This window comes from Paraplanobispora takensis, assembly GCF_016863195.1.
GTDB classification, from domain to species: Bacteria; Actinomycetota; Actinomycetes; order Streptosporangiales; family Streptosporangiaceae; genus Planobispora; species Planobispora takensis.
The window spans coordinates 82,490-106,049 of the sequence record NZ_BOOK01000017.1 but is presented as its reverse complement, the minus strand read 5'-3'; the positions used below and the strand labels follow the sequence as shown (position 1 = coordinate 106,049).

Below are 23,560 nucleotides of genomic sequence, written 5' to 3'. Positions count from 1 at the left end.
ATGTCAGGACTAAACCATGCTCACCCATCGCCCGATGCGGCGGATCAGCTCGGGCGTGGCGGCCGACTCCGCGTGGCCGTACCCCGGCTCGATCCACAGCTCCTTCGGCTCGCGGGCCGCGTCGTGGATCTGGTGCGCGTGGTCGAGCGGGAAGAAGGCGTCGGCGTCGCCGTGCACGACCAGCAGGGGCGTCGGCGCGATCAGCGCGGCGGCCTCGTGCGGCGCCGGCGGCACCGGGTCCCACACCCCGCTCCTGATCCGCGTCCGCTTGCCCAGCCTCGCCGCCAGCCGCCCGGCCGGGCGCTCGATCGCCCAGTGCACCTGGCGCATCGGCCGGGTCCCCCGGTAGTACCAGCGGGCGGGCGCGCTCACCGAGACCACGGCGTCGACCGGCGCGAGCCCGTGGCCGCGGTCGCCCGCGTGGCGCAGGACCACCGCCCCGCCCATCGAGAAGCCGACGGTCACGACCCTGGCGTAGCCGATCGTCCGGGCGTGCCGTACCGCCGCGTCCACGTCGAGGATCTCCTGGTCGCCCACGGTCGTCTCCCCGCCCGACCGGCCGTGCCCGCGGAAGTCGATCGAGATCACCCCGCCGAACCCGCTCAGCACGTGGGCGATCCGCCGGGTCGGACGCTCCCTGAGCGATCCGGTGAACCCGTGCGCCAGTACGATGCCCAGATCCGGGGCCCCGCGCGACGGGGTGTGCGCCGCGTCGATCCGCACGTTGTCCTTGGTCACGAGCATCACGGGGAAGGACGGGGCGAAAGACATGCGCCGAGCTTAGAGAGTGATCGACTCCGCGGCACACCCGGATCCGGCCCAAGAGGGAAGACGCACATCATGCTGACAAAAAGGTAGACAGACTGTGAATTAGGGCATTTCCCCTGGGAGGCGCATGAGCGATTGCGCGGATCAACTAAAATGGTAGGGCCGCACGGTCCGCGGCCAGCCTCCACGAACACAGAGTGAGACTCAATCATGCCTTTGAACAGCCGCGACGACCTGCGGAACATCGCGATCATCGCGCACGTCGACCACGGCAAGACCACTCTGGTGGATGCCATGCTCTGGCAGTCCGGCGCCTTCCGGGCCAACCAGGACGTCGACGACCGCGTCATGGACTCCAACGACCTGGAGCGCGAGAAGGGCATCACCATTCTCGCGAAGAACACCGCCGTCAAGCACGGCGACATGACCCTCAACATCATCGACACCCCCGGCCACGCCGACTTCGGCGGCGAGGTCGAGCGCGGCCTGTCGATGGTCGACGGCGTGGTGCTGCTGGTGGACGCCTCCGAGGGCCCGCTGCCGCAGACCCGCTTCGTGCTGCGCAAGGCGTTCGCCGCCAAGATGCCGGTCATCCTGTGCATCAACAAGGTGGACCGCCCCGACGCGCGGATCAAGGAGGTCGTGGACGAGGTCTACGAGCTCTTCATGGACCTGGACGCCACCGAGGACCAGATCGACTTCCCGATCGTCTACGCCTCGGCCAAGGCCGGGCGCGCCTCGCTGAACCGTCCCGAGGACGGCGGCCTGCCCGACTCCGAGGACCTGGAGCCGCTCTTCCAGGTCATCAAGGAGACGATCCCGGCGCCGACCTACGACCCGTCCGCCCCGCTGCAGGCCCACGTCACCAACCTGGACTCCTCGTCCTACCTGGGCCGCATCGCGCTGCTGCGCGTGCACCAGGGCAGCATCAAGAAGGGCCAGCAGGTCGCCTGGTGCAAGACCGACGGCACCATCGAGCGGGTCAAGATCAGCGAGCTGCTGATGACCGAGGCGCTGGAGCGCAAGCCCGCCGAGCAGGCCGGCCCCGGCGACATCATCGCGATCGCCGGCATCCCGGAGATCATGATCGGTGAGACGCTGGCCGACCCCGAGGACCCGCGCCCGCTCCCGCTGATCACCGTCGACGAGCCCGCCATCTCGATGGTCATCGGCACCAACACCTCCCCGCTGGTCGGCAGGGTCAAGGGCTCCAAGGTCACCGCCCGCATGGTCAAGGACCGCCTGGACAAGGAGCTCGTCGGCAACGTGTCGCTGCGCGTGCTGCCGACCGAGCGTCCGGACGCCTGGGAGGTCCAGGGCCGCGGCGAGCTGGCGCTGGCCATCCTGGTCGAGCAGATGCGCCGCGAGGGCTACGAGCTGACCGTCGGCAAGCCGCAGGTCGTCACCAAGACGATCGACGGCAAGCTGCACGAGCCGGTCGAGCGGCTGACCGTCGACTGCCCGGAGGAGTACCTCGGGGCCGTCACCCAGCTGCTGGCCGTCCGCAAGGGCCGCATGGAGCACATGACCAACCACGGCACCGGCTGGATCCGGATGGAGTTCGTGGTCCCGGCCCGCGGCCTGATCGGCTTCCGCACCGAGTTCCTGACCGAGACCCGCGGCACCGGCCTGGTCCACCACGTCTTCGACTCCTACGAGCCGTGGTTCGGCGAGCTGCGCACCCGCAACAACGGCTCCCTGGTCGCCGACCGCTCCGGCCCGGTGACGGCCTTCGCCATGCTGAACCTCCAGGAGCGCGGCGTGCTGTTCGTCTCGCCGACCACCGAGGTCTACGAGGGCATGATCATCGGCGAGAACTCGCGCTCCGACGACATGGACGTGAACATCACCAAGGAGAAGAAGCTCACCAACATGCGCTCCTCCACCGCGGACGAGACCGAGAAGGTCATCCCGCCGCGCATGCTCTCCCTGGAGCAGGCGCTGGAGTTCATCCGCGAGGACGAGTGCGTGGAGATCACCCCCGAGGCCGTGCGCATCCGCAAGGTCGTCCTCGACGCCTCCACCCGCGGCCGGACCGCCGCCCGCGCCAAGCGCGGCAACTGACGCGCCCGCTGCGCCCCGGCCTCGCCGGGGCGCAGCTGACCGTTTTGTCTCATATATGGCCAAAAAAGAGGATTCTTCCGTCCGCTGTGCGGTACAGACCCTGTTCGGGCTCCTCCGTCGGCGGAGGGGCACCGTCAGGACATACGGGGGAATCTTCCATGGCTCACAGAACCCACCTGGCTCTGGCCGCCGCGCTGGGAGCCGGAATGATCGCCACCGGGGCCGCCCTGCCGGCCCGGACGTCGCCGCGATCATCCACCGCGCCGGATCCGACCGGCGGCACGGGAGAGGCGACGCCGGGGCCCGCCGGCACGCCCACGGGAGCGCCTGAACCGACCGGCACGCCCACGCCCGCCGCCACACCCACACGGACGCTGCCGGTGGGCGACAGGCCGTTGCACGCCGACATCAAGGACGTGGACGGCCGGACCGTGGGCTCGCTCGACATCAAGAGCGACCAGGACGGCAAGCCCTCCATCACGGTCACCGTCACCGGCGGGCTGCCCGCCGGCTTCCACGGCTTCCACCTCCACGCCAAGGGCGTCTGCGACCCGGGTTCGACCGACCCCGCCACCGGCAGCCCCTTCTTCAGCGCGGGCGGGCACGTCGACTTCGGCGCGAAGTCCCACCCGGACCACGCCGGCGACCTGCCCGATCTGCTGATCGGCGCGAACGGCACCGGCAGCGCCTCCTCCGTCACCGACCGGCTGACGACCGGGCAGCTCACCGACGCCGACGGCAGCGCGGTCGTCATCCACGCCATGCCGGACAACCGCGCCAACATCCCCGACCGGTACGGCCACGCGGCCGACACCTCCGACCCCGAGGCCGAGACGACGATGACCGTCGGCCCCGACGCGGAGACCCTCAAGAGCGGCGACTCCGGAGGCCGGATCGCCTGCGGCGTGATCACCGTGCGCTGATCCCCGCCGCCGGGCGCCGACCCCGCCACCGGACAGCGACGCCCAGCCGGGCGCCGACCCCGGCCGGATACCGGCCTGGGCGGACGCCGGCGGTCTCGGCGCGGACGGCGACGCCCGGCCCGGCATCGGCCCTGGGCGGACAGCAGCTTGGGCGGACGCCGGCCTGGGCGGACGGCGGCCGCCTCGGTGCGGGCGGGTTCAGCCGAGGATCGCGTAGACCGTGGCCGCCTGGGCGGCGGGCGAGGGGTCGCCGTCGGCGGTGAGGGTGATCGAGGCGAAGGCGAGGCTGCGGCCGAGCTTGGTCACGTGCGCCTCGACGAGGACGTCCTTGCCGACGATCGGGCGCTGGAACGTCGTGGACTGCTGGACGGTGGTCATCGGGACGAAGCCGCCCCGGGCCGCGGAGATCGCGATCACCGTGGCGGTGTCGGCGGCGGCCATCATCGCCTGACCGGACATTCCGCCGCCCTCTCTGGCCAGCCGGTCGGACCAGGGAAGACGCAGGACGGCATGGCGCTCGCCCAGTTCCTCGACCAGCAGGCCGAGGTCCTGCACCCAGGGGGCGAAGTTGTCACGCAGGATCTCGTCACCGTCGGAGGGCTGTAGCGTCACCCCACCATGATGCGCCCCGCGGGCGCCGATGAGGAGCCCCGGCGCCCTGTCGGCCGATCATTCCGGCCGCCGATCGCTCCACCCGACGACGCGGTCTCGCCCGCCGATCGCTCCGCCACCGGCGCGGCCCGCACCTGGAGACCCCCGGCGCGGCCTCCCGCGCCGGAGGACTCCGCCCCGCGGCGGGCCGGGGAAGGGTCCGCCGTGGGTGGGAGCGCCGGGTCAGTCGGCCGGCAGGTGGGTGGTGAGCCACTCCACGAGCGGGACCAGGTCGCGCCAGATCGTCCGGACGCGGGCGACGACCTCGGGGGTGTGGATCCAGGCTCCGGGCTCGAAGCGGCGGCTCGCGTGCAGCGACCGGTGGCGGAGCAGGTCTAGACGGGGGTGGTCCTCGGGGACGCCGCGCGGGCGGGTCTTGAGGCGGTCGCCTCCGATCTCGTAGCCCGCGATCCGGACCTCGGTCACGATCTTCTCCAGCGGGACGCCGCTGATCTCCTCGTCGACCGCCTCACGGAAGCGGGCGAGCCGCTCGCCGTCGGCCGCGTAGAGGCCCGCCCCGACATAGAGACCCTCGGCGTCGAGCTGGACGTAGTAACCGACGGCCTCGGCGGTCGGGACATAGGCCCCCTGGTGGGTCTTGTAGGGCGACTTGTCCTTGGCGAAGCGCACGTCGCGGTTGGGCCGGAACAGGTGCGCGCGGCCGAACTCGGCCTCCAGCTCCTCCCCCAGCGCGATCATCGGCGTCTTCACCGCCTCCTCGTAGACCCGCTTGTGGCGGGTCCAGTAGGTCTTGGAGTTGTCCGCCTCCAGACCCTCGTAGAAGACGAAGGCGTCGTCGGGGAAACCGCTGAAGCTCATGCGGCTCATCGTGCCACCGGCCACCGACAGTTTCCGGAACCGCCGGTCCGCGGCGCCCGCCGGGCGGTACGGCCCCGCGGGATCGGCACCGGCCGTAACGCCTGCCCGGCGGGATCAGCGCCGGCTGTAACGCCTGCCCGGCGACGGCGCCCCGCCGTACAGCTCCGACAGCGTCACGAACGTGAAGTCCTTGCCCGCGAGGTTCTCCAGCAGCTTCGGGACCGCCTTGACCGTCGTGGGGTGGATGTCGTGCATGAGCACGATGGATCCGGGCGTGGCCCTGGCGGCACGGCGGCTCACGACCGCGGCGTCACGGTCGCGCCAGTCCATGGTGTCCAGGCTCCACAGGATCTGGGCGAGCTCCTGACTGCGGCTCTCCGCGGCCACGCGCCCGTCGGTGGCCCCGTACGGCGGGCGCATGAGGGCCATCCTCACCCCGGTCTCCCGCTCCACGATCTCCTGGGTACGGCGCAGCTCGGATCGGATGCCGGCCCTCGACAGGCCGGTGAGCGCGGCGTGGCTCCAGCCGTGGTTGCCCAGCTCGTGCCCCTCGGCCACCATCCTGCGCAGGTCCTCACCGCCGTTCTGCTCGACCATCCCGCCGAGCACGAAGAAGGTCGCCCTGGCCCGGTGCGCGGCGAGCGTGTCGAGCAGGGCGCCGGTGTGCTCGCCCGGGCCGTCGTCGAAGGTCAGCGCCACGCACCTGGTCTTCCCGCAGTCCGTCGCGCGCTCCGGGGGCGGGGTGGGCAGCTCGGGCGGCTCCGGCCGCTGCGGCAGGACGGCGACGAACTCGCCGGCCGACGCGGCCTCCCCCGCCGGCGCGCCGGGGCCGCCGGGAGGGTCGGCCGGAGGACCGGCAAGGCCCGTGAACCCGATGAGGAACGCCATCGGCATGACCCACACCCGCACACTTCCCCCCGAAAGCAGAGCGGGGGGCACGCATGGATGACTTTCCGGCCACGTCCCCCCGCAGAACCGGGACCGGATCCTCCCACCATGGTGGAGATGTCAGAGTGCGATCCGGCGTATCAACGCGCCAGCCGGACCACATAACCTCGGGTTATATACCCAAATGTCGTTTTTGTAGCACCCGTTTCGTAGATCGCCGGACGGGATCAGTGATCGGGCGTCTCCCTCGGCTCGGTGACGACCATCACGAACCTGAGAGGGGTCTCCCCCTCGTTGGCGTACCGGTGCGGGCGGTCGGCGCTGAACAGGACGGCCCCGTCGGTCCCGATCACGTGGCTCCTGCCGTACACCGTGAGGGTCAGCTCCCCCGCGAGGACGGTCAGCATCTCGCGGGTGCCCGGCGGATGGGCGTCGCCGTCGTGGTGCTCGCCGGGGGCCAGGCACCAGTCCCACAGCTCCAGGATGGCGGGGGCGTCGGTGCCGACCAGCAGGCGCGCCGTACTCGCCTCCCCGTGCGGGAAGGTGACCACGTCGGCGGCGTTCACCACCCGCACCACGGGCGTGTCGGAGACCTCGACCATCCGCGCGACCGTCACGCCGAGGGCGTCGGCGATGCGGGTGAGCGTGTTGATGCTGGGGTTGGTCCTGCCCTGCTCGACCTGGACCAGCATGCCCCGGCTCACCCCCGACCGCGCGGCGAGCTCGTCGAGCGTCATCTGCCGGTGGGCGCGCTGCGCCCGGACGTTGTTGGCGATCGCGGCGGTGATCGTCTCGGGGTCCATGAGTGCAGTCTAGTGAACTCGATTTGCACTGTAGTGCACTCCATGTGTTGTACTAATAGTTCACTCTGATGAACTGAGGTGGATGATGACTGCGGTGGTGCTGGCGACGGCCTGTGCACTGGTGTACGGCACGGCGGACTTCTTCGGCGGGCTGGCCACCCGGCGGTCGCAGGTGATGGCCGTGGTGGTGCTCTCCCAGCTGGCCGGTCTCGCGCTGGTCGCAGGGTTGCTGCCGTTCCTGCCCGGGGCGCCCACCGCCGAGGGGCTGGCCTGGGGCATGGCCGCCGGCGTCTCCGGGGGCGTGGCCCTGGTGCTGTTCTACCGGGCCCTGGCCACGGGGGTGATGTCGGTGGTGGCGCCGGTCACCGCCACCACCTCCGCGGCGCTGCCGGTGCTGTTCGGGCTGGCCACCGGTGAGCGCCCGGAGCCGATGGCGCTGGGCGGCGTCGTGCTGGCGCTGCTGGCGGTGGTGCTGGTCAGCCGGGACTCCTCCCCGGCCGCGGCCGTCCGGGACCGCGCCGCGACACTGAGCGCGCTCGCCGCGGGGGCCGGCTTCGGCGGGTTCTTCATCCTGCTCTCCCAGGCCCCGGAGGGCGGCGGCATGTGGCCGCTGTTCGGCGCGCGGCTCGCCTCGGTCCTGCTCATCGCCGCCCTGGCCGTGGCCACCGGGCGCTCGCTGCGGCCCGGCGCCGGGGCGCTGGGGGTCATCGTCGTGGCCGGGGTGCTGGACATGGTGGCCAACGTCCTGTTCGTCCTGGCCCAGGAGCGCGGCATGCTCACGCTGGTCGGCGTCCTGGTCTCGCTCTACCCGGCGAGCACCCTGCTGCTGGCCCGGTATGTGCTGAAGGAGCGGCTGAACGCCGTCCAGGCGACCGGGATCGGGGTCACCCTCGCCGCGGTCGCGCTGATCGCCGCGAGCTGATCCCGCCGTGCCGCCGATCGCCGATCTCACCGTGCCGCCGGCCTCATTGCGCATCTGACCTTGTTGTGTTGGGGCCAAGCGCTTGCTACGGTCATGCCCGTGCAGCCCGAGCGGGCCCCTCTCGACTCCGGGCCGTTCGCGCACACCGCTGTCGCGTACGGCTCCGATGAGGAGTTCCTCCACCGGATCCCGGATCTCGTCGTGGGGGGGCTGCGTGACGGGCAGCGGGTCCTGGTCGTCACGTGCGAGCGCAAACTCGACCTGCTGACCGACACCCTGGGCGAGGACGCGCGGCGGGTGGACCGCCGGCCGTCCCACCGGTGGTACGGCCACCCCATGCGCACGCTCTCCGCCTACCACGACTACGTGAGCGAGCGGAGGCCGTCCCTGATCGTCGGCGAGGTGTACTGGGCGGGCAGGACCGACGCCGAGGCGCGCGAGTGGATCCGCTACGAGTCGGCGATCAACGCCGTGCTCGCCCGGCTGCCGGTGGCCCTCTGGTGCCTCTACGAGAGGGAGGCGGCGCCCGGCGACCTCCTGCGCGTGCATCCCCGCTATCTGGACGCCGGCGGAGTCGAGCCCAGCGGCCTGTACGTGCCGCCCGAGCGGTTCAGGCTCCCGGACGACGAGCTGCCCTTCGACGACCCGCCCGGATCCGCGACCGCCGTCTCCTTCGTCCCGGAGAACCTGGCGCACCTGCGCGCGGTCGTGGCGGCCCAGGCGCGGCGGGCCGGGCTGGACCACGAGCCGGCCGCCTCGCTGGTGCTGAGCGTCTCGGAGATCGCGGCCAACAGCGTGGAGCACGGCGCCGGGCACGGGCGAGCCGCCCTGTGGGTGGAGGGGGACGAGCTCGTGTGCGAGATCGCCGACCCCGGCGGGGGCCTGGACGACCCTCTGGCGGGGTACGGCCCGCCGGAGCCGGAGTCCCAGAGCGGCTACGGGCTGTGGATCAGCCGGCAGCTCTGCGACCGGGTGGAGATACGCAGCTCGCCCGGGCTGGTACGGATCCGCCTGCGCATGTCCCTGCGCTGACCCGTCCCCCGCCCGGCGCCGCCCGGCCTCCGCTAGGCGGCCTGGCGCTGCTCGGGCAGCCGGAGGGCGCCCTCCTCGCGGGCGTAGTCCTCCAGCATGATCCGCAGCTGGCGGCGGCCGCGGTGCAGGCGGGACATGACCGTGCCGATGGGGGTGCCCATCCGCTCGGCGATCTCCTTGTAGGCGAACCCCTCGACGTCGGCGAGGTAGACCGCCACCCGGAACTCCTGGGGCAGCGAGCGCAGCGCGTTCATCACGACGGTGTCGGGCAGCTGCTCCAGCGCCTCGGTCTCGGCGGACTTGAGCCCGGTGGAGGTGTGGGACTCGGCCGCGGCGAGCTGCCAGTCCTCGATGTCCTCGGCGGCCGAGAGCTTGGGCGAGCGCTGCTTCTTGCGGTACTCGTTGATGAAGTTGTTGGTCAGGATCCGGTGCAGCCACGCCTTGAGGTTCGTGCCCTCACGGAACTGGTGATACGAGGTGAACGCCTTGGTGACCGTCTCCTGCACGAGATCCTCGGCATCGGCGGAGTTGCGGGTCAGACGCATCGCGGACGCGTAGAGCTGACCGGTCACGGGCACGACGTCGCGCTCGAACCAGTCCTGCCGCTGCTCCTCGCTCATCGAGATCATCTCATCCCCCTAGGTACCTTTCCCCCGATGCCGCACGGCTCGGGTGCGATGCACCCTTCCCGGCAGCCTTGCCGATGCTCCCATCGGCTCCGTAAGGGAGTCGTTAAGAGTTCCGTCCGGACAAGAGGTCCATCTGTGACCGTTCCGTGAGCGGATGCGGCACGCTCTACAGGCGGTCGAATCTCAATAGGGTAACATCCTTCGCTCGATTTCCTAGAGATTGTGTCTATCCTCACATAGCCCCAGCTAGGGCTACTTTTGACGACATGCGCCACCTGGATAGATACGACTTCGCGACCCGGGACTGGACGGCCGAGGCCATCCGCCGGGTCGAGGCCGACGCCAACCGTAGCTGTGACACCCATCTCCACGTCTTTCCGCTTCCCGGGCACTGGGGAGTAAACCTCTATCTGAAAGACGAGTCCGTCCATCCCACCGGTTCACTCAAGCACCGTCTGGCACGCTCGCTTTTTCTGTACGGCCTGGCGAACGGGTGGATCGGCCCCTCGACCACGGTGGTGGAGGCCTCCAGCGGGTCGACCGCGGTGAGCGAGGCGTACTTCGCCCGCCTGCTCGGACTGCCGTTCATCGCGGTGATGCCGGCCTCGACCTCGCCCGAGAAGATCGCCCTGATCGAGTTCTACGGGGGCAAGTGCCATCTGGTGGACGACCCCGGGGCGATCTACGCCGAGTCCCGGCGGCTGGCCGCCGAGACCGGCGGGCACTTCATGGACCAGTTCACCTACGCGGAGCGGGCCACCGACTGGCGCGGCAACAACAACATCGCCGAGAGCATCTTCAGCCAGATGGCGATGGAGCCCCACCCCGAGCCCGCCTGGATCGTGGTCGGCGCGGGCACCGGCGGCACCTCGTCCACGATCGGGCGCTACATCCGCTATCGCCGCCACCCCACCCGGCTGGCCGTGGTGGACCCCGAGGGCTCGGCCTTCTACCCGTCGTGGACCTCCGGCGACGACGCCGTCACCGCCCCCGGCTCCAGGATCGAGGGCATCGGCCGTCCCCGGGTCGAGCCGTCCTTCCTGCCGAGCGTGATCGACCGCATGATCCAAGTGCCCGACGCCCGATCCATCGCCGCGATGCGCTGGGTCCGCGAGGTCACCGGGCGCCACGTCGGCGGCTCCACCGGCACCAACGTGGCGGCGGCCGTACAGCTCATCGGGGAGATGCGCGAGGCCGGTGAGCAGGGCAGCGTGGTGACGCTGATCTGCGACGGCGGCGAGCGCTACAGCTGCACCTACGACGACGACGCCTGGCTGGCCGAGCGCGGCCTCGACATCGGCCCCCACCTGGAGGAGTTCCGCAGCTTCCTCACCGGCCCGTGACGCTCCGCCGTGACGCCGCCGAGCCCGGCGCCCCATCGCGGGACGCCGGGCTCGGCGGGGAGTCGTCCGGCGGGCCGGACCCTGAGGTCAGGAGGCCTCGGCCGGGTCCACCTCGAACATCTTCGCCAGGTCGTCGAGCATGACGTGGGCGCCCTGGATGCCGACGGCGCTCATCCAGGTGACGTCGTCGACCACGTGCTGCTCACCCTTGAGCTTGCCCCAGAGCGGGTTGGACTGGAACCGCTTCTGGACGGCCTCGATCTCCGGCTCGGGATAGGAGACGACGAAGATGTGGTCGGCGTCGAGCTGCGGGATGTTCTCCTCGCTGATCGGCACCATGATCGTCTCAGTGGTGCTCGGCTGTCCCTCGGGGCGCGGGAAGCCGACGTCCTTGAGCACCAGGCCGGAGTAGGAGTTCTCCACGTACAGGCGGACGGTCGGCTCGCTGGTGAAGCGCGCGACGGAGACCGTGGGCATCTCGCCCTGCTTGGCCTTGATGGACTCGCCGATCTTGGCGGCGCGCTCCTCGTAGGCCTTGATCCTCTCCTCGGCGAGCTCCTCCTTGCCCAGGGACTGCCCCATCAGCCGGAGGTTGTCCTTCCAGATGGCGCCGGTGGTCTCGCTGAACACCGTCGGCGCGATCTGGGCGAGCTTGTCGTACAGCGCCTCGTGGCGGACCTTGGCCGAGACGATCAGGTCGGGCTTGAGCGCGATGATCTGCTCCAGGCTCGGCGCCTCCAGCGTGCCGACCACCTTGATGTTCTGCGCCTGGTCCATGACCGGGGCCAGATAGTCGGGGAGCTTCTCGTCGATCCCCCGGTAGACGGTGTAGCCGACGACCTCGGTGTCCAGCGTCAGCACCGCGTCGACGAAGCTCTGGTCGAGGGCGACGACCCGCTTGGGCTGAGCCGGGATCCGCGTCTCGCCCATGGCGTGCTTCACCGTGCGCGGGTACGACGTGCCGGCGCTGCCCGCCGGGGCCGGAGAGGCGCTGCCGGCGGCGGTGCCGGAGGTGTCACCCGACCCGCACGCGGCCAGACCGAGGGAGAGTACGGCTGTCGCCACACCCACGGACAGGGCACGCAACGCTCTCATCAGGAGATCCTTTCAACCAGGTTAGGTAAGCCTTATTTAGCTTAGCTATACCTAACCTGGCATACTCGGACGGGATCCGGCAACCGAGAGGAACGACGTGAGCACAGCGCTGGCCCCGCCGCGGCCGCCCGCGGGCGGTGCGCGGGCGACCTACCGGCGCCGCCTGCTCGTCCTGGCCGGACTGTTCGCGGCGCTAGCGGTCGCGGTCATGCTGAGCGTCTCGATCGGCGCCAAGCCCGTCCCGCTGCCCGAGGTCTGGCAGGCGATCACCGCGCCGACCGGCACCGAGAACGACATCATCGTCCGCTCGCTGCGCATCCCCAGGACCGCGATCGGCGTGCTGGCCGGGATCGCGCTCGGCGTGGCCGGCGCCCTCATGCAGGGCCACACCCGCAACCCGCTGGCCGACCCCGGACTGCTCGGCGTCACCCAGGGCGCCGCCTTCGCCATGGTGCTGAGCATCATGGTCATCGGCGTCACCAGCCTCTACGGCTACATCTGGTTCGGCCTGGCCGGGGCGCTGATCGCCAGCGTGGGCGTCTTCGCGCTCGGCATGGTCGGGGGCCGCGGAGGCGGCCCCACCCCGGTGACCCTCGCCCTCGCGGGCACCGCCGTCAGCGCCTTCCTCTACGCCCTGACCTCCTCCATGGTCCTCATGGACGAGCAGGCCATGGACGTCTTCCGGTTCTGGCAGGCCGGCTCGATCGCCGCCCGGGGCGGCGACGTCGTGTGGCAGGTGCTCCCGTTCATCGGCGCCGGCCTGCTGCTGGCGCTGATCAACGCGCCCGGCCTGAACACGCTCTCCCTCGGTGAGGACGTGGCCCGCGCCCTGGGTCAGAACGTCAACGTGACCCGCGCGGTCGGTGTCGCCGCGGTCACGTTGCTGAGCGGGGCCTCGGTCGCGGCCTGCGGCGCGCTCTCCTTCATCGGCCTGATGGTCCCCCACCTGATCCGCCCGTTCTCCGGGCCCGACCATCGCTGGCTGCTGCCGTACTCCGGGCTGATGGGCGCCTGCGCCCTGCTGCTGGCCGACGTGGTCGGCCGGGTGGTCGCCCGCCCGGGTGAGCTGGAGGTCGGCGTCGTGCTCGCGCTGCTCGGCGCGCCCTTCTTCATCGCCCTGGTCCGCCGTAGGAAGCCGGTCCGCCTGTGACGCCCCCCGCCCCCGAGACCTCTCCTGCGACCGCTCCCGCGCCGCGGAGTCCGGCCGCCCCCGAGACCTCTCCCGGGCCCGCCCGGGTACGGCTCCCGCACGAGCGCGCGCTGCGCGTCGGGCCCGCCTCGTGGCTGCTGCGCCTGCGCTCCGTCACCGTCTCCGTGATCCTGCTGGCGGCCGCGACGCTGACGATGGCCCTCAACGTCCGCATCGGGGACATCCCGATGACGGTCGCCGAGGTCTTCCAGGCCGTCACCGGCGACGGCCCGAACCACTTCGTGGTGATGGAGCTGCGCCTGCCCCGCGCGCTGACCGGCGCCCTGGTCGGCGCGGCGCTCGCCCTGGCCGGGGCGATCACCCAGGCCATCGCCCGCAACCCGCTGGCCAGCCCCGACATCCTGGGCGTCACCACCGGGGCCGGCGTGGCCGTGGTCGCGGTCATCGTCACCGCGGGCAGCACCGCGGGCGGTCCCAGCGGCGACCTGGCCGCGGTCGGCATCCCGCTGACGGCCCTGGCCGGGGGTCTGGCCGGGGCGCTGACCGTCTATCTGCTGGCCTGGCGCAGGGGCCTGGACGGCTATCGCCTGGTGCTGGTCGGGATCGGCGTGACGGCCGTGTTCACCAACGTCAAGTACTGGCTGCTGACCATCGGCGACGTGAACGACAGCAGCCGGGCCATGGTCTGGATCAGCGGCTCGCTCAACAGCCGGGGATGGGAGCACGTCCATCCGACCGCGCTGGCCCTGGTCGTCCTGGTCCCGCTGACGCTGCTGGGCACCCGCTCGCTCGGCGCGCTGCGCTTCGGCGACGACACCGTGACCGGCCTGGGCGTGCGGATGAACCTCGCCCGCGGCCTGATGATCCTCTCCGCCGTGCTGCTGGCCGCGGTCGCCACCGCCTCGGCCGGGCCCATCGCCTTCGTCGCGCTGGCCTCCCCGCAGATCGCGCTGCGCCTGGCCGGGGTGGCCCAGCCCCCGCTGGTGGTCTCCGCGCTGACCGGCGCCGTCCTGACCACCGCCGCCGACCTGGTCGCGCGCACCGTCTTCAGCCCCGTCGAGCTGCCCGTGGGAGTGGTCACCGCGGTCTTCGGCGCCCCCTACCTGATCTATCTCCTCATCCGCGCACGCAAGGAGGCCCGTTCATGAGGCTGCAGGCCGTCGACGTCAGGCTCGGCTACGGCGATCGCGTCGTCGTCGACGGTCTCGATCTCGGGATCGAGGCCGGGACGGTCACCACGATCATCGGGCCGAACGGGTGCGGCAAGTCCACCCTGCTGCGCGCGCTGGGCCGGCTCCTCAAGCCCTCCGGCGGAGAGGTCCTGCTGGACGGCAAGCGCATCGACCGCATGCCCACCAAGGAGGTCGCCAGGATCCTGGGCGTGCTCCCGCAGGCGCCGACCGCCCCCGAGGGCCTGACCGTGGCCGACCTGGTGGCCAGGGGACGGCACCCGCACCAGACCTGGTACCGGCAGTGGTCCTCCGACGACGAGGCGGCGGTGGGCGAGGCGCTGTCCATGACCGGCCTGGGCGACCTGGGCGAGCGCCCCCTGGACGAGCTGTCGGGCGGCCAGCGCCAGCGCGCGTGGATCTCCATGGCCCTGGCGCAGGGCACCGACCTGCTGCTGCTCGACGAGCCGACGACCTTCCTCGACCTGGCCCACCAGATCGAGGTGCTGGAGCTGGTCCGCAGGCTCCACGGCGAGCTCGGCCGCACCGTCGTGATGGTCCTGCACGACCTCAACCTCGCCGCCCGCTACGCCGACCGCCTGGTCGCCATGCGCGCCGGCAAGGTCGTCGCCGCCGGCACCCCGTCCGAGGTCCTCACCGAGTCCCTGCTGGCGGAGGTCTTCGACCTCGACGCCAAGGTCATCGAAGACCCCGTGGCCGGCACCCCCCTCGTCGTCCCCATCGGCACCCGCCCCCACCCCTGACCGCCGTACCGCCATACCAGCGGGGGGCGTGAGAAGCACGACGCCCCCCGCCCCGCCTCACCGGCGGGGAAGGGGGCGGTGCGGACCGGCGCCCGTGGGCGGCGGGTCAGTCGCCGAGCAGGGCGTCGACGAAGACCTCGGGGTCGAAGGGGGCGAGGTCGTCGGGGCCCTCGCCGAGGCCGACGAGCTTGACGGGGACGCCCAGCTCGCGCTGGACGGAGATGACGATGCCGCCCTTGGCGGTGCCGTCGAGCTTGGTCAGGGCGATGCCGGTGATGTTGACGACCTCGGCGAACACCTGGGCCTGGCGCATGCCGTTCTGGCCGGTGGTGGCGTCGAGGACGAGCAGCACCTCGTCGACCGTGGCCTTCTTCTCGATGACGCGCTTGACCTTGCCGAGCTCGTCCATCAGGCCGGTCTTGGTGTGCAGGCGGCCCGCGGTGTCCACGATCACCACGTCGGCCTTGACCTCCATGCCCTTGGCCACGGCGTCGAACGCGACGGAGGCCGGGTCGCCGCCCTCCGGGCCGCGCACGACCTCGGCGCCCACCCGGTCGCCCCAGGTCTGGAGCTGGTCGGCGGCCGCGGCGCGGAAGGTGTCGGCCGCGCCGAGCACGACGTGCTTGCCGTCGCCGACCAGCGAGCGGGCCAGCTTGCCGGTGGTGGTGGTCTTGCCGGTGCCGTTGACGCCGACCACGAGGACCACCGCCGGGCGCTCGCCGTGCTTGACGACGTGCAGCGTGCGGTCCAGGTCGGTGCCGATCTGGGTGAGCAGCTGCTCCTTGAGCAGGCCGCGCACCTCCTCGGGGCTCCGGCTGCCCAGCACCTTCACGCGCGTGCGCAGCTCCTCGACCATCGCCTGGGTGGGTGCGATGCCCACGTCGGCGCCGATCAGGGTCTCCTCGATCTCGTCCCAGACGTCGTCGTCGAGACGGTCACGGGAGAGCAGCTCCAGCAGCCCCTTGCCGAGGGTGGTCTGCGAGCGGGCCAGGCGGGCGCGCAGCCGTACCATCCGGCCGGCCGACGGCGGCGGGACCTCGATCTCCGGCGCGACCGGAGGCTCGATCGTCCGTGCCGGGGGCGGGACGGTGGTCGTCGCCGCCTCGTCCTCCTTGACGGCGCCCGTCGGCGGCGCCTGCTCCCGGGGGGGCAGCGGCGGGGCCTCGGGCGGCTTGACCGGCGGGGGCGCCTTGCGCGACTGCCGGAACAGCAGGAACATGCCGCCCGCCGTCAGCACGACGACGAGGGCGATGATCAGGATCAGGCCGAGATAGCTCTCCACAACCGCCTAGTTTCCCAGACGGAGGCCCCTAGTCCGACCTCCGGCCCGCCGCACGGCGTTTTCCCCGCGGAAGATCCACCTCGTTCAGACGGCTTCCTGCTCCCGCAGCCGCTGGCTGATGACCTGGGTGACGCCGTCCCCCCGCATCGACACGCCGTACAGCGCGTCGGCGATCTCCATCGTCCGCTTCTGATGGGTGATGATGATGATCTGCGACGTCTGCCGCAGCTCCTCGAAGAGGGTCAGCAGCCGCTGGGTGTTGGTGTCGTCCAAGGCGGCCTCGACCTCGTCCATCACGTAGAACGGCGAGGGCCGGGCCTTGAAGATGGCCACCAGGAACGCCACCGCGGTCAGCGAGCGCTCGCCGCCCGACAGCAGCGACAGCCGCTTGACCTTCTTGCCCGGCGGCCGGGCCTCGACCTCGACGCCGGTGGTCAGCATGTTCTCCGGATCGGTGAGCACCAGCCTGCCCTCGCCGCCCGGGAACACCCGCGTGAAGATCGTCTCGAACTCGCGGGCCACGTCCTCGTAGGCGGCGGCGAACACCTGCTCGACCCGCTCGTCGACCTCCTTGACGACCAGCATCAGGTCGCGGCGGGTCTTCTTGAGGTCCTCCAGCTGCGAGGTGAGGAAGGCGTGCCGCTCCTCCAGGGCCGCGAACTCCTCCAGCGCGAGCGGGTTGACCTTGCCGAGCTGGGCCATCTGCCGGTCGGCCGCCCTGGCGCGCTTCTCCTGCTCCTCGCGGACGTACGGCACCGGCTCACCGTCGGCCGACGGCACCGGTTCGTCGGGGCCGTACTCGGCGATGAGGGTCTCGGGCTCGACGCCGTACTCCTCGACGGCGCGGGTCTCCAGCTGCTCCAGGCGCAGCCGCTGCTCGGTCCTGGCCATCTCGCTGCCGTGCACCCGGTTCACCAGCTTGTCCAGCTCCCCGGACAGCTCACGGACCCGGGCCCGGACGGACTTGAGCGCGGCGTCGATCTGCCCGCGCGCCTGCTCGGCCTCGTCGCGTCCGGCGGCGGCCGCGGTGAGCGAGGCCTCCAGCGCGCTGAGAGCGCGCTCGGCGCCCCGGACGACCGCCTGGGCGAGGCCGGCCTGCCGGCGGCGCCGCTCGCGCAGCTCGGCCGCTCTGGCCCGCTCCTCGCGCTCGCGCGCCGCCGCCCGCATCAGCCCGTCGGCCCTGCCGGACAGGCCCCTGACGCGTTCCTCGGCCGTGCGCACGGCCAGCCGGGCCTCCATCTCGGACTGCCGGGCCGTCTCGCAGACCTCGGCGAGCTCGTCGCGGATCTCGGTGCCCGGCTCGGCCTCCGGCTCCGCGGCGCCCTCCGCGGCGGCGAGACGTTCCTCCAGCTCCGTCAGCTCGGCCGCGCTCCGCCCGCGCGCCTCCTCGGCCGCCCGCACGCCGGCGGCCAGGCGCGCGCACTCCTCGCGGGCGGCCGTGGCCGCCGCGCCGAGCTGGGCCAGCCGCCGGGCCGCGGCGGCGGCCTGCTGGTCGGCGTCGCGCTGCCTGGACCGCAGGGCGTCCAGCGCGGCCTGCGCCGCGTTGACCCTGGACTGGGCGGTCTGCACGCCCGTCTGGGCCTCGGCCACCCCGGCCTGGGCGGCCTCCACGGCGAGCCGGGCCTCCTCCTCGGCCTGGGCGGTCTCCTCCACGGCCGTCGCCGTCCGCTCGGCGGCGAGGCGGGCCTGCGCCAGGTCGGCGGCGGCCTCGTCGAGCGCGGCCCGCATCTGCAGGGCCGAGGAGCCCGCGGCTCCCCCGCCGGTGACGGCGTGGGCGCCCAGCAGGTCCCCGGACCGGGTCACCGCCCGCAGGTGCGGCCACTGCTCGACCGTCTTGCCGGCCGCCTGCAGGTCGTCGACGACCAGCACGTCCGCCAGCAGGTGGGAGACGGCCGCCCGCAGCTCGGCGGGGACGGTCACCAGGTCGATCGCCCACTCGGCCCCGGCCACCGGGACCGGTCCGGCCGGGGGCGGCGGGCCGCCGGCGGCCACGACCAGGGCCGCCCGGCCCTCCTGCTCCGCCCGCAGGAACTCCAGGGCGTCCACCGCGCTCTGCAGCGACTCCACCGCCACCGCCTCGGCCGTGGCGCCGAGCACGGCGGCCACGGCCACCTCGGCGCCGGGCCGTACGGTCATCATCGCCGCGACCGGGCCCAGCACCCCGGCCAGGTCGGCGGCCAGCAGCGCGGCGCCGCCGTCGGCCCCCCTGGACAGGCCCAGCTCCAGCGCCTCGGCCCTGGCCTCCAGCGCGGCGGCCTGGCGCTGCGCCTCCTGGTCGGCGGCGCGCGCGGCGGTCGCGACGGCCCTGGCGGAGCCCAGCGCCGCGTTCGGGCCGGCGACGGCCGCCTTGGCCTCCTCCACCACGGCCTTGGCCGCCTCGACGGCGTGCCTGGCCTCGTCGACGGCCTCCAGGGCCATCTCCAGTTCCTCGGCGAGGGCCGGGTCGGCGGCGGGATCGGCCTGCTCCTGACCGGCGTGCTCGGTCTCGGCCAGCTCGGCCCGCCGCTCGGCCTCGGCCAGCGAACGCGCCAGCCGGCCGATCTCCTCCTCGGCGGCCTCGGCGCGGCTGCGCACCGCGCCGACCTGGCCCCGGAGCCGGGCGAGCCCCTCGCGGCGGTCGGCGGCGGCCCGGGCCTCGGCGGTCAGCCGCCGCTCCTCGGCGGCCAGCGCCCCCTCGGCCTCGGTCCTGCGGGCCACGGCGCGGGCCAGGGCCTCGCGCTCCTGGTCGAGCAGCTCCTCCAGCACCCGCTCCTGCTCGCGGATCTCCTCGGCCTCGCGCTCGTAGTCCTCCGGGTCGCGCCCGCGCCGCTCCACCGCGCTCTCGGCGGCGTGGCGGTGCCGTTCGGCGGCCAGCCCGGCCAGTCCGCGCAGCCGTTCACGGATCGAGGAGAGCCGGAAGTAGGCCTCCTGGGCGGCGGCCAGGCGGGGCTGGGCCTCGGCCTCGGCCTGCTCCAGCTCGGCCTCGCTCCGCTGGCCCTGCTCCAGCTCCTCCTCCACGGCCCTGCGGCGGGCGAGGATCGCGGCCTCGTCGGCGGCCTCGCGCTCCAGGGTGGTCCGCAAGGTGAGCACGTCGTCGGCCAGCAGGCGCAGCCGGGCGTCGCGCAGGTCGGCCTGGATGACGGCGGCTTTGCGGGCGATCTCGGCCTGGCGGCCCAGCGGCTTGAGCTGGCGGCGCAGCTCGGCGGTGAGGTCCTGCACGCGGTTGAGGTTGGCCTGCATCGCGTCCAGCTTCCGCAGCGCCTTCTCCTTGCGCTTGCGGTGCTTCAGGACCCCGGCGGCCTCCTCGATGAACGCCCTGCGGTCCTCGGGGCCGGCGTGCAGCACCTGGTCGAGCTGGCCCTGGCCCACGATGACGTGCATCTCGCGGCCGATGCCGGAGTCCGACAGCAGCTCCTGGATGTCCAGCAGGCGGCAGGTGTCGCCGTTGATGGCGTACTCGCTCTGACCGGCCCGGAACATCAGGCGGCTGATCGTCACCTCGGTGTAGTCGATCGGCAGGGCGCCGTCGGAGTTGTCGATGGTGAGCGTGACCTCGGCGCGCCCCAGCGGGGCCCGCGAGGAGGTCCCGGCGAAGATGACGTCCTCCATCTTGCCGCCGCGCAGCGACTTGGCGCTGTGCTCGCCCATGACCCAGGCCAGGGCGTCGACGACGTTGGACTTGCCCGAACCGTTGGGGCCCACGACGGCGGTGATGCCGGGCTCGAAGCGCAGGGTGGTGGCCGAGGCGAAAGATTTGAAGCCGCGCAGGGTGAGGGTCTTCAAATACATGGAAACCCCCTCATCCCCTGTGGTCGTGCGAGGGGAAGACTACCGTTCTTCGCCCGCGCCCGCCCGTGCACGGCCTATGGTGCCCTGCATGGATGCGGAACACGGCGAGGGGGAAGCTCCACAACCCATTCGAAGTGGGAAAAAGCCCCTCAAACGCAGAGGCTTTCTCCTTACCGGCGGGCTGGCGCTGGCGGGCCTGGGAGGCATGGCGCTCATCGGACCGGACGGCGTCCGCGACGCCTACGGGCAGATCCGGTGCGGCAGGGCGCCCGATCCTCCGGACACGGCCCCGGGGGCGCGCCAGCAGGCCACCATGGACGGCCGCCGGGTGGTGATCGGGTTCCCGCCGAACGCGCGGGGCCGGATCCCCGTGGTGATCATGCTGCAGGAGGCCGGGGGCGACGCGCTGACCCCGTTCGACCGATACGCCGTCGACCGCTATCTCGCGGCGGGCGGCGAGCGCTTCGCGGTGGCCGCCGTCGACGACTGGCCCTCCGCCGACCTGACCGGCGCGCTCCTGTCCTATCTGTACGGCTGCGGCCTCGACACCCGGCGCATAGGCCTGCTGGGCTGGTCGGCCGGAGGCGCCGGAGCGCTGCGGCTGGCCGCCGAGCTGGGCGGGGAGCGGGTCGCGGCCGTGGCGGCGGCCTCTCCGGCCGTCACCGCGGCGCGGGCGCCGCTGCGGGAGCTGGTGGACATCCCCGTATGGCTGGGATGCGGGGACGCCGACGGATGGGCGCAGCAGACGGTGACGATGCTGAAGGGTCTGCAGGCCCTGGGCGCACCGGCCGAGGGCGGCATATCGCGCGGATGCGACGACACGACCTACCGGCGGCGGATCCTGCCCGACCAGCTGGCCTTCCTGTCACGCCACGTCACAACATGACGCGACAGTCACAACATGACGTGACATCTGAAGGATGACATGACAAGGGACGCCCTTGTGGAGGCGTCCCTGGACGGTTTTTTCAGCCCCGGCTTTCGAGGCCCGTTCCACAACTCCCCGCGCCGCGCAGCAGGCGTGGGGCTGGGGGAACAGGCTCTAGGTGAGAGCCGGCTCGCGATCCTGCAGGCGGGTGAACGTCTCATCACGGTTGTTGGCCGTGAGCTCCTCGTTCTGGGCCTGGAGCCGGGTGAGCTCTGCCTCCAGGTCACGGATGCGCTGCTGGAGACGGCGCATTTCCGAGACCATCCGAGGGTCGGGACCGCCGACGTGGCCGAGTAGAGCCTTCGCCATGGTAAAGGGTCCTCCACGCTGAGTGACCAGACTGGTTCGCGCACTTCTTGCCGCGGGAGGGGTGCGCGTGGTTCTTATCAAGAGTCGCACCGGTGAGGGAGACGGTCAAGTTGAACACTCCGCATGGATGCACCTGTGGGCACTCTCGACGGCTAAATATACCTTATGTATCGGTTTAGGGGAAGGGCTAGCGCTCCACAAAACCCACTAAATCACCTTTGGCTTCGCTCCAGCGTTCCACAACTCCATCCACCTTCCCCGGCGTATGGCAACCCCGCAGGAGCTCCAGAAGCCTCTCCCCGGCCTCCTGCGGCCCCTCCGCCACGACCTCGACCCGGCCGTCGGCGGTGTTCCGCGCCCAGCCGACCAGGCCGAGCTCCAGCGCCCGCGCCCGTGTCCACCAGCGGAAACCCACGCCCTGCACCCGCCCCCTGACCCAGGCGGTCAGCCGCACGCCCGTCACGGCCCGGCCCTTCCGGGGGTACGGAGACCTCGCGGCCGGGGCTGGCAGCGGGGGCAACTGTAGGACGAGCGGTTCATGAACGACTCGCGGACGATCGGAGTGCCGCACCTGCGACAGGGCAGGTCACGCCGGCCGTACACGGCCAGTGAGCGGTCGAAGTAGCCGCTCTCCCCATTGACATTCACATACAAACTATCGAAAGATGTGCCGCCCTCCTCGAGGGCCTCGGACATCACCTCGCGGGCGGCGTCCAGCAGTTCGGCGATCTTCGGCCCGGTCAGTCTCTCCGTGGGCCGCGCGCCGTGCAGCCCGGCCCGCCACAGGGCCTCGTCGGCGTAGATGTTGCCGATCCCGCTGACCAGCGACTGGTCCAGCAGCGCCCGCTTGATCTCGGTCTGCCGGGCGCGCAGCCGCCGGGCGAACACGCCGGCGTCGAAGTGCTCCTCGAACGGGTCCGCCGCGATGTGGGTGATCGGCTCGGGGACGGGCCGGCCGGCGGAGTCGGCCAGCGCGGTCACCAGCACGTGGCCGAAGGTCCGCTGGTCGACGAAGCGCAGCTCCGGACCGCCGTCGGTGAAGCTCAGACGGATCCTCAGGTGCTTCTCCGGGGGCGAGCCCGGATCGGTCACCAGCAGCTGCCCGCTCATCCCCAGGTGCGCCAGGACGGCGTCAGAGCCGTCCAGCGGCAGCCACAGGTACTTCCCGCGGCGCTGGGCGGTTCCGACCGTACGGCCCCGCAGCCGGGAGACGAACTCCTCGGCGCCGGGGACGTGCCGCCGGACCGCCCGGGGGTGGAACACCTCGGCGGCGGCCACGGTCCGCCCGGACACCCAGCGTTCCAGGCCGCGCCGTACGACCTCCACCTCGGGCAGCTCGGGCATGCGCCCCTCCTTCGGGAAACGGGATCCCGGGGACGGCCCCCGGGGACGTCAGCCTGCCGCCTGCTTCTCCTGGGCGGCCCTGATGCGGTTCCAGGCGGCCTCGGCGGCCTGCTGCTCGGCCTCCTTCTTCGAGCGGCCGGAGCCCGCGCCGTACTCCTCGCCTCCCAGGCGCACCACCGCGGTGAAGGACTTGGCGTGGTCGGGCCCGCTCTCCTCGACGTGATACTCGGGCACGCCGAGCGACTCGGAGGCGGTCAGCTCCTGCAGGGAGGTCTTCCAGTCGAGCCCGGCGCCCAGCGAGGCCGAGCGGGTGATCAGGGCGTCGAAGAGCAGGTGGACGACGCGGAACGACTCGTCCAGGCCCTTGTTGACGTAGACCGAGCCGATGAGGGCCTCGAGGGTGTCGGCCAGGATCGAGGACTTGTCGCGCCCCCCGGTGCCCTCCTCGCCCCGGCCGAGCCGCAGGAAGCGGCCCAGGCCCAGGTTGCGGGCCACGTCGGCGAGGGCGCGCATGTTGACCACCGCGGCCCTGAGCTTGGCCAGCTGGCCCTCGGGCAGGTCGGGGTGGTTGCGGTAGAGGGTGTCGGTGACCACCAGGCCCAGCACCGAGTCGCCCAGGAACTCCAGGCGCTCGTTGGTCGGCAGGCCGCCGTTCTCGTAGGCGTACGAGCGGTGGGTCAGCGCACGCTCCAGGATCGCGACGTCCAGCCGCACGGACAGGATCCGCTCCAGCTCGTCCCTGGCGACCTCGACCGCCACGGGCTTCACACTTGTTGCCACATCTTCTCCTCGCGCGAGTGTTCAGCAGGTCGCGATGGCGAGGCAAGAAGTCGGAAGTGCCTGGAAACCCTGATGACCCCGAAGACGTGGTGGGCGCCGGGAGGGCACGCGTCGCCGCGAACCCCGGCG

22 protein-coding genes are annotated in these 23,560 nt (G+C 72.1%); 9 read left to right on the top strand and 13 right to left on the bottom strand.

The annotated features are described in order from the left end of the window. Positions 1 to 9: 9 nt before the first annotated feature. Positions 10 to 771, bottom strand: coding sequence for an alpha/beta hydrolase (locus Pta02_RS13460; protein ID WP_203875123.1), 762 nt, complete (start codon positions 769 to 771; stop codon positions 10 to 12). Positions 772 to 978: 207 nt separating this feature from the next. Between Pta02_RS13460 and typA the strand changes: the two genes are divergently transcribed. Next, entirely contained in the window at positions 979 to 2,832 is a 1,854-nt protein-coding gene (gene typA, locus Pta02_RS13455) for a translational GTPase TypA (RefSeq protein ID WP_203875122.1), read from the top strand. Between the two features lie 158 nt (positions 2,833 to 2,990). Continuing rightward, positions 2,991 to 3,755 carry a superoxide dismutase family protein gene (locus tag Pta02_RS13450; protein ID WP_203875121.1) on the top strand — a complete coding sequence of 255 codons (765 nt, stop codon included), beginning with the start codon at positions 2,991 to 2,993 and terminating at the stop codon, positions 3,753 to 3,755. Between the two features lie 198 nt (positions 3,756 to 3,953). Here the strand turns inward: Pta02_RS13450 and Pta02_RS13445 are convergent, their stop codons facing one another. The 4 genes from Pta02_RS13445 to Pta02_RS13430 all read right to left on the bottom strand — a co-directional run bounded on the left by Pta02_RS13445 (position 3,954) and on the right by Pta02_RS13430 (position 6,916). Then, positions 3,954 to 4,367 (bottom strand): PaaI family thioesterase, encoded by a 414-nt coding sequence (locus Pta02_RS13445; protein WP_203875120.1) that lies wholly within the window; start codon positions 4,365 to 4,367, stop codon positions 3,954 to 3,956. A gap of 222 nt (positions 4,368 to 4,589) precedes the next feature. After that, positions 4,590 to 5,225: a DUF2461 domain-containing protein gene (locus Pta02_RS13440; RefSeq protein ID WP_203875119.1), complete on the bottom strand. Its 636-nt coding sequence runs from the start codon at positions 5,223 to 5,225 to the stop codon at positions 4,590 to 4,592. A 114-nt stretch (positions 5,226 to 5,339) separates the two neighbouring features. Beyond that, on the bottom strand, positions 5,340 to 6,119 hold the full coding sequence (locus Pta02_RS13435) for a polysaccharide deacetylase family protein (protein ID WP_203875118.1): 780 nt from the start codon (positions 6,117 to 6,119) through the stop codon (positions 5,340 to 5,342). A 221-nt stretch (positions 6,120 to 6,340) separates the two neighbouring features. Beyond that, positions 6,341 to 6,916, bottom strand: a complete 576-nt coding sequence (locus Pta02_RS13430; protein WP_203875117.1) for a helix-turn-helix domain-containing protein — start codon at positions 6,914 to 6,916, stop codon at positions 6,341 to 6,343. Positions 6,917 to 6,998: 82 nt separating this feature from the next. Here Pta02_RS13430 and Pta02_RS13425 point away from each other — a divergent pair, with 82 nt between their 5' ends. Together Pta02_RS13425 and Pta02_RS13420 are read left to right on the top strand one after the other, a co-directional pair. Next, entirely contained in the window at positions 6,999 to 7,838 is an 840-nt protein-coding gene (locus tag Pta02_RS13425; RefSeq protein WP_239130440.1) for a DMT family transporter, read from the top strand. A gap of 93 nt (positions 7,839 to 7,931) precedes the next feature. Further along, complete coding sequence (locus Pta02_RS13420) at positions 7,932 to 8,870, top strand: anti-sigma factor RsbA family regulatory protein (RefSeq protein WP_203875116.1); 939 nt, start codon at positions 7,932 to 7,934, stop codon at positions 8,868 to 8,870. A gap of 32 nt (positions 8,871 to 8,902) precedes the next feature. On the opposite strand, the gene Pta02_RS13415 is transcribed toward Pta02_RS13420, so the two are convergent. Beyond that, positions 8,903 to 9,499, bottom strand: a complete 597-nt coding sequence (locus Pta02_RS13415) for a sigma-70 family RNA polymerase sigma factor (RefSeq protein ID WP_203875115.1) — start codon at positions 9,497 to 9,499, stop codon at positions 8,903 to 8,905. A 266-nt stretch (positions 9,500 to 9,765) separates the two neighbouring features. On the opposite strand from Pta02_RS13415, the gene cds1 reads away from it, so the two are divergent. Continuing rightward, positions 9,766 to 10,842, top strand: a complete 1,077-nt coding sequence (gene cds1, locus Pta02_RS13410; protein WP_203875114.1) for an L-cysteine desulfhydrase Cds1 — start codon at positions 9,766 to 9,768, stop codon at positions 10,840 to 10,842. 87 nt (positions 10,843 to 10,929) lie between these two features. Here cds1 and Pta02_RS13405 read toward each other — a convergent pair whose 3' ends face one another. Beyond that, the gene (locus tag Pta02_RS13405) at positions 10,930 to 11,937 is read right to left on the bottom strand and encodes an ABC transporter substrate-binding protein (protein ID WP_203875113.1); all 1,008 of its coding nucleotides are present in this window, start codon (positions 11,935 to 11,937) and stop codon (positions 10,930 to 10,932) included. Positions 11,938 to 12,034: 97 nt separating this feature from the next. Between Pta02_RS13405 and Pta02_RS13400 the strand changes: the two genes are divergently transcribed. From Pta02_RS13400 to Pta02_RS13390, 3 genes are read left to right on the top strand one after another with little or no spacing between them, the layout of a single operon-like run. Then, positions 12,035 to 13,087, top strand: a complete 1,053-nt coding sequence (locus tag Pta02_RS13400; RefSeq protein ID WP_203875112.1) for a FecCD family ABC transporter permease — start codon at positions 12,035 to 12,037, stop codon at positions 13,085 to 13,087. Continuing rightward, positions 13,084 to 14,235 carry a FecCD family ABC transporter permease gene (locus Pta02_RS13395; RefSeq protein ID WP_203875111.1) on the top strand — a complete coding sequence of 384 codons (1,152 nt, stop codon included), beginning with the start codon at positions 13,084 to 13,086 and terminating at the stop codon, positions 14,233 to 14,235. The genes Pta02_RS13400 and Pta02_RS13395 overlap by 4 nt, the downstream gene beginning before the upstream one ends. Beyond that, positions 14,232 to 15,020, top strand: a complete 789-nt coding sequence (locus Pta02_RS13390; protein WP_203875110.1) for an ABC transporter ATP-binding protein — start codon at positions 14,232 to 14,234, stop codon at positions 15,018 to 15,020. The genes Pta02_RS13395 and Pta02_RS13390 overlap by 4 nt, the downstream gene beginning before the upstream one ends. 106 nt (positions 15,021 to 15,126) lie before the next feature. Here Pta02_RS13390 and ftsY read toward each other — a convergent pair whose 3' ends face one another. Both ftsY and smc read right to left on the bottom strand, forming a co-directional pair. Further along, complete coding sequence (gene ftsY, locus Pta02_RS13385; RefSeq protein WP_239130439.1) at positions 15,127 to 16,302, bottom strand: signal recognition particle-docking protein FtsY; 1,176 nt, start codon at positions 16,300 to 16,302, stop codon at positions 15,127 to 15,129. Positions 16,303 to 16,386: 84 nt separating this feature from the next. Then, the gene (gene smc / locus Pta02_RS13380) at positions 16,387 to 20,070 is read right to left on the bottom strand and encodes a chromosome segregation protein SMC (RefSeq protein ID WP_203875109.1); all 3,684 of its coding nucleotides are present in this window, start codon (positions 20,068 to 20,070) and stop codon (positions 16,387 to 16,389) included. Positions 20,071 to 20,275: 205 nt separating this feature from the next. Between smc and Pta02_RS13375 the strand changes: the two genes are divergently transcribed. Beyond that, entirely contained in the window at positions 20,276 to 20,956 is a 681-nt protein-coding gene (locus Pta02_RS13375) for an alpha/beta hydrolase (protein WP_203875108.1), read from the top strand. A 156-nt stretch (positions 20,957 to 21,112) separates the two neighbouring features. Here the strand turns inward: Pta02_RS13375 and Pta02_RS13370 are convergent, their stop codons facing one another. The 4 genes from Pta02_RS13370 to rnc all read right to left on the bottom strand — a co-directional run bounded on the left by Pta02_RS13370 (position 21,113) and on the right by rnc (position 23,383). Beyond that, positions 21,113 to 21,307 carry a hypothetical protein gene (locus Pta02_RS13370; RefSeq protein ID WP_203875107.1) on the bottom strand — a complete coding sequence of 65 codons (195 nt, stop codon included), beginning with the start codon at positions 21,305 to 21,307 and terminating at the stop codon, positions 21,113 to 21,115. Between the two features lie 187 nt (positions 21,308 to 21,494). After that, positions 21,495 to 21,770 carry an acylphosphatase gene (locus Pta02_RS13365; protein WP_203875106.1) on the bottom strand — a complete coding sequence of 92 codons (276 nt, stop codon included), beginning with the start codon at positions 21,768 to 21,770 and terminating at the stop codon, positions 21,495 to 21,497. After that, positions 21,767 to 22,651 carry a bifunctional DNA-formamidopyrimidine glycosylase/DNA-(apurinic or apyrimidinic site) lyase gene (mutM, locus tag Pta02_RS13360; protein ID WP_203875105.1) on the bottom strand — a complete coding sequence of 295 codons (885 nt, stop codon included), beginning with the start codon at positions 22,649 to 22,651 and terminating at the stop codon, positions 21,767 to 21,769. Before mutM ends, Pta02_RS13365 begins: the two co-directional genes overlap by 4 nt. Positions 22,652 to 22,699: 48 nt before the next feature. Beyond that, positions 22,700 to 23,383, bottom strand: coding sequence for a ribonuclease III (gene rnc, locus Pta02_RS13355; RefSeq protein WP_239127742.1), 684 nt, complete (start codon positions 23,381 to 23,383; stop codon positions 22,700 to 22,702). Between the last annotated feature and the right edge of the window lie 177 nt (positions 23,384 to 23,560).